12 protein-coding genes are annotated in these 13006 nt (G+C 38.4%); 3 read left to right on the top strand and 9 right to left on the bottom strand.

Features of this window, described 5'->3' with window-relative positions:
- Nucleotides 1–69: 69 nt before the first annotated feature.
- Complete coding sequence (locus EHS13_RS17545) at nucleotides 70–975, top strand: SAM-dependent methyltransferase (RefSeq protein WP_155701617.1); 906 nt, start codon at nucleotides 70–72, stop codon at nucleotides 973–975.
- A 94-nt stretch (nucleotides 976–1069) separates the two neighbouring features.
- On the opposite strand, the gene EHS13_RS17540 is transcribed toward EHS13_RS17545, so the two are convergent.
- The 4 genes from EHS13_RS17540 to EHS13_RS17525 form a co-directional block, all read right to left on the bottom strand.
- A complete protein-coding gene (locus EHS13_RS17540) occupies nucleotides 1070–1840 on the bottom strand; it encodes an ABC transporter permease (RefSeq protein ID WP_155701616.1) in 771 nt (256 codons plus the stop codon).
- Nucleotides 1833–2753 (bottom strand): ABC transporter ATP-binding protein, encoded by a 921-nt coding sequence (locus EHS13_RS17535; protein WP_155701615.1) that lies wholly within the window; start codon nucleotides 2751–2753, stop codon nucleotides 1833–1835. The genes EHS13_RS17540 and EHS13_RS17535 overlap by 8 nt, the downstream gene beginning before the upstream one ends.
- Nucleotides 2754–2833: 80 nt before the next feature.
- Nucleotides 2834–3613 (bottom strand): sensor histidine kinase, encoded by a 780-nt coding sequence (locus tag EHS13_RS17530; protein ID WP_227013970.1) that lies wholly within the window; start codon nucleotides 3611–3613, stop codon nucleotides 2834–2836.
- Between the two features lie 145 nt (nucleotides 3614–3758).
- Nucleotides 3759–4457 carry a response regulator transcription factor gene (locus tag EHS13_RS17525; RefSeq protein ID WP_155701613.1) on the bottom strand — a complete coding sequence of 233 codons (699 nt, stop codon included), beginning with the start codon at nucleotides 4455–4457 and terminating at the stop codon, nucleotides 3759–3761.
- A gap of 165 nt (nucleotides 4458–4622) precedes the next feature.
- On the opposite strand from EHS13_RS17525, the gene EHS13_RS17520 reads away from it, so the two are divergent.
- Nucleotides 4623–5744, top strand: a complete 1122-nt coding sequence (locus EHS13_RS17520) for a glycosyltransferase family 2 protein (protein WP_162463148.1) — start codon at nucleotides 4623–4625, stop codon at nucleotides 5742–5744.
- Nucleotides 5745–5748: 4 nt separating this feature from the next.
- On the opposite strand, the gene EHS13_RS17515 is transcribed toward EHS13_RS17520, so the two are convergent.
- On the bottom strand, nucleotides 5749–6330 hold the full coding sequence (locus EHS13_RS17515; protein WP_155701611.1) for a hypothetical protein: 582 nt from the start codon (nucleotides 6328–6330) through the stop codon (nucleotides 5749–5751).
- Between the two features lie 173 nt (nucleotides 6331–6503).
- On the opposite strand from EHS13_RS17515, the gene EHS13_RS17510 reads away from it, so the two are divergent.
- On the top strand, nucleotides 6504–7397 hold the full coding sequence (locus tag EHS13_RS17510; RefSeq protein WP_155701610.1) for a GT-D fold domain-containing protein: 894 nt from the start codon (nucleotides 6504–6506) through the stop codon (nucleotides 7395–7397).
- Nucleotides 7398–7506: 109 nt separating this feature from the next.
- On the opposite strand, the gene EHS13_RS17505 is transcribed toward EHS13_RS17510, so the two are convergent.
- The 4 genes from EHS13_RS17505 to EHS13_RS17490 are packed head-to-tail and all read right to left on the bottom strand — an operon-like array spanning nucleotide 7507 to nucleotide 12960.
- Nucleotides 7507–9159, bottom strand: coding sequence for a thiamine pyrophosphate-binding protein (locus tag EHS13_RS17505; protein ID WP_162463147.1), 1653 nt, complete (start codon nucleotides 9157–9159; stop codon nucleotides 7507–7509).
- Complete coding sequence (locus EHS13_RS17500; protein ID WP_155701608.1) at nucleotides 9146–10954, bottom strand: sensor histidine kinase; 1809 nt, start codon at nucleotides 10952–10954, stop codon at nucleotides 9146–9148. Before EHS13_RS17500 ends, EHS13_RS17505 begins: the two co-directional genes overlap by 14 nt.
- Nucleotides 10955–10977: 23 nt before the next feature.
- On the bottom strand, nucleotides 10978–11868 hold the full coding sequence (locus EHS13_RS17495) for a GGDEF domain-containing response regulator (RefSeq protein WP_155701607.1): 891 nt from the start codon (nucleotides 11866–11868) through the stop codon (nucleotides 10978–10980).
- Between the two features lie 15 nt (nucleotides 11869–11883).
- Entirely contained in the window at nucleotides 11884–12960 is a 1077-nt protein-coding gene (locus EHS13_RS17490; RefSeq protein WP_155701606.1) for an HD-GYP domain-containing protein, read from the bottom strand.
- Nucleotides 12961–13006 lie beyond the last annotated feature (46 nt).

The following is a 13006-nucleotide window of genomic DNA, read 5'->3' as shown; positions in this document are numbered from 1 at the left end:
ATTGAGATAATATGGTATCTAGAGTTGATAGATTACAAACTTTTAATAATTTAGAGGGAAGTGGCAACAATGGAATCTGCAATCGAGATGTCAACTGAGGAGAAAATTAACAGGTATTATTCAAAAAAAAAGGATGAGTACAACAGAAAGTATAAAATTGGCGATTATGCGCACATTCACCCAGGATATTTTGACAAGCAACTTTTTCCGGTCCTCTATTCATTAGACAGTTATGTAGGATTGAAGCTCGAAAAAATAAGGAATTACATGCATAGCGGTCAGGAATTAGTCGTAAGCGATGTGATTCAAGAGATACATAAACGTTGCGAATCCAAAACGACAATTGATGTATTGGATTGTGGTGCTGGACATGGCGCAACCTCAATCTCGGTGGCGCAAGGCGTCAACGGAAGCCAAGTGACAGCACTTACGCTTTCGCGGGATCAAGTGAAAGAAATTGAAGAGAATGTGGCTTCTTTATCGATGGGTGATCGTGTGAATGTATTGTATCAAAATGTATTCGATTATGAAGTAACTGATACCCATGATATCATTATTGGAATCGACGCCTTCTGTCAAATGGGGAGTATAGATAAATTATTTAAGATATTATTTGATTCTTTGAAGAGCAACGGACATTTAATTATCCACGATATCTTTGCTTTAAACCCTCATTCCGAATTTTACGAATATTTTAACAATTATTGGCAGAGTGACATTCAAAATTTAAAGGATTTTATTAGTGTGGTCTTGGAAATTGGATATAAATTGGAAATCATAGAGAACACGACCACTTTGCAGATGCCGTTTTGGAAATTAAGCCTTGCCTATAGTGAAGTTATGTTGAATAGCAAGAAAACGAATGAACTCGATTCTGATAAGCTGAAAGCATCAAGAGAATTTCACGTAGCCATGATGGCAGCCCATTATAATCGTGATGTCGGATACTATAAAATAATATTGAAAAAAATCTAACTTGGAAATTAACTTCCTTATCAAGAATAAAACGTCCATAACGTTTATAGTTATGGACGTTTTCAATATATGATTTAAAGGAGCTTTCTTTCCCTTAAGACCCGCTGTGGACTTCTGCTTTGGAGTAATAAATGATGCAGAAGGTTAACGAGACAAGAAAAGTAATGACAAGAATGATTAATGCAGGTATCACATAAGGATTTGGGCCCATTTCGGCTAGTCCTTGAGCTAGATCGCGAACAGGCCAATAAGGAGTAAGCCACGGAAACAGGATACCTCGCATACCATGCCCCATTTCGCTAATAATGTTGACGATGGTGATGAATACGCCTAAGACAGTGGTAGGAATAACGCTTTTGCTAATCATACTTAAGGCTGCTGCTACTGGAATCGTACCAAATGAAAGCACACAAAGCATAATATTCATTCTGATTCCTGTCCAGACCCTATCAAATCCGATATCTTGAGTGAAAGACTTGATGACACCAATTACAGTCACAGCTATACAAGAAAAAGCTGTGGTCAATACTATTAGTAAAACGACTACGGATAGTTTAGCTGCAAGAATCCTTACCCGCGAGACTGGATATGAAAATAGCTGATTAATCGTACGTTCCTGATATTCGCGCGATATAATATATCCTGTCATCAAGGCGAACATGAAGGGTCCCAATATGGTTAGTACCATCCCTTGGCGATAGAACATATCCTGTAAATCAAAAGCTGCGCGAGCACCATCTGGAGTTATTCTAGGCAATAAAGCAAACAAGGAGATTAAGTTAGCAGGCATTGCTCCCATTAGCACCAACCAGCTCATTTTTGTGCTTTTCAGCTTCATGATTTCAGATTTGAAAATACTAAGCATGCTGACCACCTCCAGTCATTCTGAGAAAATAATCCTCTAGACTATCGCCGCGCAACACTATTTCTTTCACACCTATACCATTACTGGATAACGCAAAATTAACCTTTTCCGGCAGATCCAAGCACTCATAAAGGCGCAAAACACCTGGTTTGTCTATAAGATAGTCAGTAATCCCAAGCTCTTGCTCGATAATAAAAGCAGCCCGTTGATCATCATCAACTTTGATTTCAAGATAATGACGCGTCTTTTTCTGCAGGCTCTCACTATCTATTTCTTCTAAAAGATTTCCCTTATGAATGATCCCGATTTTAGTAGCCAATTGCTCAATTTCGTTTAACAAATGACTTGAAATTAAGAAGGTAATGCCACGCTGCTTTGCAAGATTCATAAAAAGCTGGCGAATGGCTTTGATGCCTCCAGGGTCTAAACCATTTGTAGGTTCATCTAGTATCAGAAATTCCGGGTGGTGCAGCAGTGCTCTAGCAATGCCCAATCTTTGCTTCATTCCTAATGAATAATGCTTTACCTTCTGATGTTTAGCATCAAGTAGTCCGACAGTCGACAAAACCTCGTTAATGCTCTCTTTATTACTCATCCCCATATAACGGCGATGAACCTCCAAATTGTCAGTCGCGCTTAGGTTTAGATAAAAACCTGGATACTCAATAATCGAGCCGATTCGTTCCAGTGCCTGGCTTCTTCCGCCACTCAAGCTGGCCCCAAAAAGTTCAATCTCCCCTGCTGATGGCTGAATCAGTCCCATAATCATCCGCAATACAGTTGTTTTACCTGCGCCATTTTGCCCAAGAAAGCCATAGATTTCACCTCTTTGGACATTCATGTTGATATTATTGACGGCTAATTCTGTTTTGTAGCGTTTGGTTAATTGATTTGTTCGCAACACATAGTCCACGCAAATCCCTCCTTTAATACCTAGTATATAGGGAAGTTCTAACGTGCCGTTTTCATAGTTCTTACAAAGTACTTAAGTTTTTAAGCTTTCGTTATGTAAAAGGAAAATACTGTTCTCTCGCCTGGCGAACTACTTACTGTAATCTGACCGCCTTGCTTTTCAACCAGATTCTTAACAATGGTCAATCCCAAGCCAGTGCCACGAAGCGATGCGTTTCTTGAGGCTTCACCAGTATATAGGCGCTCGAAAACATGTGGCAAATCCTCAACCGAAATACCTTTGCCTCGATCCCATACCTCTACCCTAACCAGCCCTGATTCCTCATGGAAAGCAATTCCGATTTCCTTACCATCATGTCCGTATCGTAAAGCGTTAGACAAAAGATTATCTAAAATTCGCCGCAAATAAACCGAATCACCTCTAACATAATAAGGAGCGTCAGAGATATCGACCAGAGGAGTAATCTCAGCTTTTGTAAATTCCGGATATAGACCAAGAAGAGCTTCCTGGACCACTTTGGTCAAGTCGACCTGTTGAAGTTCAATCTCAATATTGTCAACTTCCAGCTTAGCCAGTTCAAAAAAATCTTGCAATAAGAAAAGCAAGGTATTACCTTTGTCAGCAGCGATCCGTAGAAACTTCTCTCTTTCATCCGTTTTTAGAGATTTGTCGTTTTGCAATGCTTCCATATATCCGAGTAAGGAAGTTAACGGTGTGCGTAAATCATGTGAGATATTGGCAATCATCCGCTTGTGTTCTTGCTCCAAAAATTGGGTGCGCTCGAAGGTGCCTTGGATATAGTTCATCAATCGATTTAACTCCCCTGCCAAGCCCTCCATAGATTTCCATGATGTGTGCATTCGGTAACGCAAATTAAAGTTTCCACTTTGAATTTCCTTTGTAGTCCAAGTAATCTTTTTTATTTCATTATGTAGTCGTAAGCTTTGTAACAAGAAAAATAGGCATAGGATTATGAGAACAATCAAAAGAATTGGAATCCACATATCAATGCACCTCACCCAGTTTATAACCAAAACCCCAGACTGTTTGAACAATTATCGGATTAGAGGGATCTTTTTCTATTTTGGCCCGCAGCCTATTGATATGAACCATGACCGTATTGTCATCGGAAATGCTTTCTTCTTGCCAAACAGCTTCAAATAGCTGTGATTTAGTAAAAACGCGGGTAGGATTGGATAAAAGCAGTTTTAATATAGCAAACTCTTTTGCCGTTAAAGACTTTTTTTGCCCATCCACAGCTACTTCAAAAATGGCTGTATTGAGTTCTAGATTACCATGCTTTAAGACTTTGGCATCATCATTAGTGTTAACCGAATTAAAATCCATATATCGACGAAGCTGTGCTTTGACTCTGGCGATTAGTTCACCTATGGTAAAGGGCTTAGTTATATAATCATCTGCTCCAAGCTCTAAGCCTAATATTTTATCCATTTCTCTGTCTTTGGCAGATAAAATAATCACTGGAACAGTTAGTTTTTCGCGAATTTTGCGCAAAACCTCCTGCCCATCCATTTTGGGCAGCATCAAATCTAAAATGATGAGTTGATAATCATGCGAGGCAATTGATGAAAGTGCATCCATTCCATTATAAACAGAATGTGTATCAAATCCCTCTTTATCCAAGTATTTCGTTATCAGCTGATTTATTTCTATATCATCCTCAACTACAAGAATCTTTTTCATATGAAATAATCACCTCCCCTAAGATAACATTGCCTCATAAATCCTTTTAAATCAAGATTAGTACAACCAAAATTTATACGGACGCATAATATAATTCGAAATTAAAAGATTCATTACTAGGGTTTGCATTCATTCGGATAATCTATACGCTTGAATTATTGGGGGGTGAGGAAACTGATCAGTGTAATTGTGCCTGTTTTTAACGCTGCTGAATATTTACATTCTTGTATCGAAAGCATATTGAATCAATCCGAGACAGATTTCGAACTGCTTCTTATAAATGATGGATCAACCGATCGTAGTGAAGAAATTATTCTATCTTACTCAGACTCGAGAATCAAGTATGTGAAGCAAATCAATCAGGGTGTAGCTGTAACTAGAAATCTAGCCATCGATATGGCGAAGGGGAATTATATTGTCTTTCAAGATGCGGATGATATCTCTGTTCCCTCTCGCTTTGATATTTTAAAACGTCATTTTTTCTCCGATTCAGTTGGACTCGTTCATTCTGATGTATTACTAATCGATTCAGATGATAAACCTGTAGGATATTACAGTAACCGTAATATAGATAGGAAACGTGCGTTACGTTATTTCTTTAAAATAGGGACTCCAATTTGCGGGGGAACTGTGATGGTCCGTCGAGAAGTGTTTCGAGATGTACGTTACGATCCTGCACTCAAAATTGGTGAAGACAACGATGTACTCTCGAAAATTACACAAGATTGGGATTCTATTCACGTACCGGAACCATTGTATTTATATCGTCGGCATGGAAATAATTCGGCTAGAGAAATTCGATACGATATGGTATTTGCACATGTTCAAAAGCTCCTAGAAGTATATTCACTACAAGAACTGATCCCCGAAATAAACTGGAACAACGGGGATTATGGTAACAATCAAGCGCGTGCCCTAAGTATAATTTCCTTGTTTCTAAAACGTAGGGGGATGTATCTGCATGTTGAAAACTGGAGAAAAGCAGCTGAAGATAAGGCATCCGAGGCAGACTCCAAGCATTTTATCGAAGGTATTACCTTTATAATTGAAGAAGATTACGCGAAAGCACTTAAAGCTTTTCAGTTATGTAACGCTCACGATCATATCGTTGAAAATTATAAAGGGGAATGTTATGCATTATTAAGAGAAGTACAAGATGCAGTCCATTGTTTTTTAGAATCATTAAACATATCTCCTGCCTATTCAGAGCCAATTGATAATCTAAAGGGATTAGGAGGGCTTTCTAATTTCAACATGGGTGATATTACTTGGTTGAAATTTAGATGAACTCCTATTCCAAGATATTCTTCAATTTGATTTTGAGATCAGCCAATAGATATTCTTTGTCTTGTTTGTTTTCTAAGAGAGATACCTTGCCATCTTTCACTTTAAGAACACCTTGAGCGCCCCAAGAATGTCCAGATTCGTTGAGGAATAGGATGATTTCATCACCTTTTTGAAGGAAACCATGATCAGGCATTACGATTTTATCAGAAAGCTCCCCTCCTTCTTCCCAATAAATAATGGTGCTCTTGTTCTCCTTATTTTTAATGTATTCCGTTACCTCAATCGTAATTGGGGTCTCCACGTTTTCAAGAAACTTTCCTTCGTTTTCATTCGTTACATCCATTTCCGTTGAGATAGGTATTTTGACAATTTGCGATTCCCCTCTTTCTTTTACAATCCCATTCACCACAACTTCAGCTTGCTGTATGAGATCTTCCATTTCTATGTATGTATAGACTGCGCTGCTATGCACAACTGGCTTGATTACTTCGATAGCTTTTTCTGAATGCCCTAAGTATGAAAAGTATAAACTTGCCGTCAAGCATACAGCTAGCACTGCTACAATAATAGCAATTTTCTTATTCATAAGATCACCTCCTGATTTATAGGTTTATTGATGGCCATAGGTGCCCAGCGACAGCAGAGACTAGCAATAAATGGTACTTTAACAGACGAAAATTGGAGTCAATAGTTGCATTCAGTGTTCATTCCATCCTCTTAAGCATAATATAATTCAAAATTGGAAAAGTTGGTGGAATCATGACGTTTTCACTCTCTGAAGAAGAATGGAGTTCCGTAATAAAAATAGGCTGTAGAGGTGAAACAGATTTAAGAGCATTTGCTGCAGAAGGAATCTATCGAGGAGGAGAAGAATTTGTTAATAATCATTTGGGAATTACCCATGTTCTCCCCCTCGATATCGAACAAATTATTAAAGCAGGTATAAATGCTTTGTCATCTGATATCATTAAACTTCACTCAGCGAAGGAAATCGCAGTTTGCATAAAAGAAGCTCTTGAAAATAAACAGGGTTACTCCATTATTCGTATGGGTGATGGCGAACTAGTTTCTCTTGCTCATGATTTATTGATTTCAACAGATGAATTAAATAATGATAGCCGCTTTAATTTCCTTTCATATTCGGGTATAACAATACCTGACCATTCATCTCGAGACACATTAGCCAAAAATGTACTGAAAGCGGATGTAATAGGAATACCTCTTGCCCGTTACCCCACCTTTCAATGTTTATTTAATAAAATCGCCAAATATTATAAATGGCCACTTCACACTATGTGTTTAAGCAGCTCCAATATTCAAACCGAGCTTAACAACGAAACAACATTATTTCACGAACTAATGAGCGAGTATAAGATTTTATTAATTGGTAACCGCATGAATGAGGCTAAAAATTTATTCAATTACTGGGGGTACGACAGCATTGTCGGCACTATTCCGGTTAACGGTATCGAATCGGTAAGCAGCGTTCTAGATGCAGTCCAACAGTATGAATTTGATGTTGCTATAGTTTCTGCTGGAATTCCAGCTAATTTAATCTGTGTAGCCCTCGCGGAACAAAATAAAGTGGCTATAGATTTTGGACATCTAACAGACATGCTTCTTAGAGGTCATGCAGTAATTCGAAAAGTATAGACGTACCTATTCCAGTTCAAAAAACGGCCAACTCTTTAAGAGTTGACCGTTCTCAGCTTATTATAGGTAGCTTTAATGATTGCAGTATCTATGATTTCATGGAAATCTTTTAATTCGTAGCACCCTGCAAGAACTTAACACGCTCCCCCATCGGCGGGACCTCATCACCATCGACAACAATTTCGATAATCGTTGTTTCATTGCGCGAAAACCAATAATCCATATCCAAATGCTGCAACTCTTTGGCTGAATTAACCTGTGAATAATGAATACCTAAAGCACCGGCAACCGCAGCAATATCGACTCGGGTTTGTGAAAAATCAGCTAGACAACGTTTATACTGCAATAAATGCCCGTGATGCACCATGCCTAAACGTGCATTATTAATTACAAAGAAAATGACGGGGAGTCCATATTGCTTAGCCGTTAGAATTTCTAAACCGTGCATAAAGAAGCACCCATCACCTGTAACACATATAATCTGTCGGTGTGGTTCAGCCAATTGTGCCCCAATCGCACCACCAATTCCAGATCCCATAGCACCAAAATTAATATCAATATCGAAATCCTGTTGTTCTTTTATCCGGATACTTTGGATGGAATAGGTCATGAATTCACCAATATCTATGTAAAAACGCGTATGATCTGGAGCAAATTCACTAATTCTTGAAATAGCATTTAAGGTATTCCAATCTGCTGTATCTTCCACTAAAGGTTTTGACTTGGTTGGGAAAAGTGAATTAATTGGTGTTTGAGCTTCTTTAGTCGGAATTGTAGACAATAAATATTCCATCACCTGTGGAATTGCCCCGCAAACGGTTAAATCCGTTATATAATTCTGCCCTAATACCTGTACATCATAATCCAGATGTACTATTTTTTTACCTTGTACTAAAGCATGCGACCAATTACAGGTAGCTAATTCTCCTAAGCTAGAGCCGATAACAAAAAGCAAATCATATTCTCTTCCATTGAGATAACTTATGGCTTGTTCATTACCGGACAGCCCATAAACTCCAAGAGATAGCGGATGATCCTCAGGAAAAGCTCCCTTTCCACGTGGGGTTGTTGCCACTTTCCATCCGGTTCTTTCGGCAAAAGCGCGGATCCCGGCTTTCGCGGATTTAGCACCATAGCCTAATAAAAGTGTACCTCGCGAGCCTGTTGATTGTAACAGTTCTGTAACCTCTGACAATTGTACAAGGTCTAAAGGATCTGGATGAGCTATTTTCTGTATGTTTTGAAATTCAAAATCAAAATCAATCTCAGTCATTTGAATATCAATCGGAATGGCCAAATGTACAGGACCAGGTACACCACTGTTTGCTATCTCATACGCTTCTGCTATTGCTGCAGGTAATTCCTTAGCATCAATAACCGTTTTATTATACTTCGTTATCGATGTAAACAGCACTTCTCCGTTTAATTCCTGCGCTCCGCCTTTTCCCATTTTACTTAGTGGTACAGAGCCTGTAATAAAAATTACAGGCAGCTTTTCTTTCCAGGCATGCGCAGCAGCTGTTACCAAGTTAGTCGCTCCAGGGCCGCTAGAGGCTACACAGAGAGAAGGAATTCCTGTAATCCGCGTGTATGCTGCAGCCATATAACCTGCTCCGGTTTCATGTTTGGCTACTATTGGCTTTAACTCGGGCAAATCCATTAATGAATCATAGAGTGCATTGATAGAGCCTGCTGGGATGCCGAATACATATTTAACTCCACTTGCAATCAATATTCTTAAGCCAGCTTCAATTGCCCGCATGTGCCAACATCCTCTCTTTCGGTAACATAAAAGCAAATAGCGAGCCTTGATTTTCTTGACTTTCAAACCAGATTCTTCCTCCATGCAATTCTATGAGCTGTTTTGAAATAGCAAGCCCTAAGCCTGTACCCTTCAAATGATTATTTACTTGGTAAAACTTTGTGAAAATATGTTTTTGTTTATCCATAGGAATACCTTTTCCTGTATCGACAACTTCTATATAAAAAGCATGTTCTTTTTCATGAGTATGAATGGATATCGTTCCGTTCTCAGGTGTAAATTTATTTGCATTTGAAATTAAATTTATCAGTACCTGTAAGATGCGCTGTCGATCTACCTTGACTTTAACCTTGCCGCTGTATTTAACAACTAGCAATTGTTTCTTTTTCTCAATTAAAGGCTCCATAATCCCTAAAGCATCCGATATAATGTCTTGCAAAGATACATTAGTGTCATTCAATTCAAATTTTCCGTCCTCCAGCTTTGCGAAATCCAACAGCTCATTTACTTGATTCAACAAACGTTCAATCGCTTTATTGGTTGTATCCAATAATTCATGCTGAGCAAAGTTTAACTCGCCTAAAATGTTTCTTTTTAAAATATCAACCGATCCTTTAATAGCCGTTATTGGTGTGCGAAGCTCATGAGAAAGCGATGCAATAAAATCGTTTTTCAGTTCGTTTAACTGTTCCAACTCAATGACAACATCTTCTAGCTTGAGGTTTGCTTGCTGAAGCTCTGCCGTACGTTCTTTAACTAATTGATCCAAGTTCTCTGTATGCATGACATTAGATAATGCTGTAGCGGTTACATCCGCAATGGATTGGCAGAATTCGATTTCATGTTCGATGTAGGTTTTGGATGCCCCGATCTCTGGAACGGCAACAGCACCTAATACATTGCCTTTTGCTAATAATGGAATAAGCAGCAAGCTTTGAATACCAAATGATCGACAAGCTTTATGGTTTGGACGATTGTCACTGAATACATCCGAGATGGCAATCGCCTTTTTACCTGTGATTACTTCGTTGAATAATAGGTCGGTATCAATGTTTAAATTTATCTCTTTATTGTGTTTATCTCTCCATTCCTTCTCAGAGACATGAACGGATGAAATATGAAAGGGGGTAAGCATCCTCGTCTTTTCATCATATAAATGAATGGCCACATCCTTTGATGCTGTTGCCTGCTGCATAAATCGAAAACAGGTGTTAAGCACTTCATGCACAGATAATGAGCAGGATAAAGCATTGGTTGCATCTAAAAGCAGCTGCTGTCTTTCTAACAAATGCTGTCTTTGTTCAAAGATATGGATGTTACGAATCGCCACGCTTGCCATACTGACAAACGCTTCAGTCATTTTCATTTGTTCTTCCGTCAAGTTCATTTGCTTACCAAAATCGTGGATAAATACAAAACCAAATACTTCGTTATTAACAATAACGGGGATTCCGAGTAAAGATTTTATTTTTAATAAAGCTACTTTTACTGGATCTGGACGCATGTCTTTGCTGGTATCTGCAATATACTCCATATTGCGTGTTTTAATAATATCTCTAACAAACTCATCATCTTCAGGGTCGATCACGAGTTCCGTAATATCTACTGGAAGCTTGTTCCCTTTGTAGCCGCGAAATTTCCCATCCAATTGAAGGATAAAAAAACCAACTAAATCCGCTTGAGTAATCTCATTTGCGATCGTCTCAACTAGAACTTGCATAATTTCCGGCAACTCAAACTTCGAGTTAATTAATTGGGTCATGTGGAATAATCTTTGATTGCTTTTTGGCTGCATACCTAACGCCTTCTTTCATAGTTTTAGGAGATATAAATCCGATTTCTGCCACGGTTTTTAGCATCGTATAATGCTGTATCCGCGCACGCAATCACTCGCTCTGTTGTTTTATATTTATAGCTCTTTGACAAGCCAAGACTAACCGATACCTGAATACTACGTTTAAATGGTGTAATCAGATTAAGCGCATCAACCTGGCCGCGGATCGATTCAGCAATACTGAGATAATTGCGTTCCTCAACCAACAGGACTAGAAACTCATCACCGCCGTATCGAAAAGCTGCATCATGACCAGCCCTTATCGAGGATAAAATGATTTTCGCTACCTCTTTGAGAACCTGGTCCCCCATGAGATGCCCATGCTCATCATTAATTTCCTTGAAATAATCAATATCTATCATCATGGCTATTGCGAATTGCATTCCCCCCTCCTTGACTTGTTCAATTACACTTTGTAAATAATTGCGATTATATAAGCTGGTAACAGGATCAATATTTACCTTTAAGCTCAATTCAGCATTCTCTGACTTCAGATTAAGTATCTCGGTACGATTGGCGATGACAATAGAAATTTTCTTCTCTATCAAATCCAGATCAAAAGGTTTTGTTAAATAATCTACTGCCCCTAACTGCAAGCCTTGTAAAATATCATCCTTCTGCACTTTAGCCGAGAGAAATACGATTGGTATATTAAATCCAGGCTGATCTCTCCATATTTCGGCTACATTAAAACCTGACAAATCAGGCATCATCACATCTAATAAAATCAGATCAGGCAGTATATCCATAACATTTACTAAGGCATCCTTGCCACATTCTGCCTCAAAAACTTCATATCCCAATGAGTTCAAAAAAATACGCAAAATAGCTAAATTATGCGGTTCGTCATCCACAATCATGATCCGTTTAGTCATCTTCGTTTCATCCTTTCATACTAAGCTGTAAGGGTTTATTTTCACCTGATTGTTGATGACTTCCAAAAATTGCTTTGTCATGTTTTCGTCAAATTGTGTCCCCGCATTCGTTAACAGCTGCCTTTTGACTTCATCGATATTAAGCGAACTGCGATATACACGGGTTGAGGTCATTGCGTCAAATGCATCTACCAATGAAACTATTTTTACAATGTACGGGATCTCCGTTCCTATCAGCCTATCTGGATAACCACTGCCATCAATTCTTTCATGATGCCATCTCACTATGGGTAAGATGGACTCAACATTGGCAAAATCTTTTAGAAGCTCATAGCCTAGAGCAGGATGTTCTCGAATAATTTCAAATTCTTCGTCTGTCAGTCTTCCCGGTTTTAATAAAATATGTTTCGGTGTGAATAGCTTCCCTATATCGTGCAGCAAGGATGCTACCTTCAGCTTCTCTAAATCAACTGCTGATAAACCTAGCTTCATCCCAAGCAGCGAAGCATAAAAGGAAACATTGTAGCTGTGATTCATTGTAAAGTGATCTTTAATCCGCAAAGTATTGAATAAACTTTCATATTCCGTTTGTTTAAGCAGCTGCTTTCGAAAATGAATTTTTTCTATTAAGTGCTCCAAGTGTAAGCGAATTAAGTGACAGTTTTGCTTTTTATTCTCTGTGAGCTGTGAATTATTCGGATAACAAAAAATTAAAGTACCGCAATAAAAATCGTAGATAAGCTGGAAGGAGAATATGGAAGCAAATGGAGTATGTATGATTTCATTTTTGAGCTGATCCGAAATCCGTTTGAAAACCCGATTATGTTGTATTTCCGAATACACATTATCTCCTTCTGGGATCAGCTTAAAGTAATCCGATTCTTTGGTTAGCTGACATAAAACTTTTAAATCAGCATCAAGAATATTAAATGCATAGGAAGCGATCGAAATATTCTCATATTTCTTATCTGCAATAAATGCGCATACATGCTCACAATCGAGATATTCCTTGGCAAATTCTTTGATGTGTTCTAATCCTTCTTGTATTGAATTTGAATCTAATACACTTTTTAGAAAATGCGATGGCTCCATTTAAATTGTCCTCCTTCCGATTTGCTGGATTATTGAAATTAAAGTA

Origin of the sequence: Paenibacillus psychroresistens, from assembly GCF_009728935.1 — a bacterium.
Classification (GTDB): Bacteria; Bacillota; Bacilli; order Paenibacillales; family NBRC-103111; genus Paenibacillus_AC; species Paenibacillus_AC psychroresistens.
The sequence above is the reverse complement of the archived record's forward strand: the minus strand, read 5'-3'. Positions and strand labels throughout refer to the sequence as shown.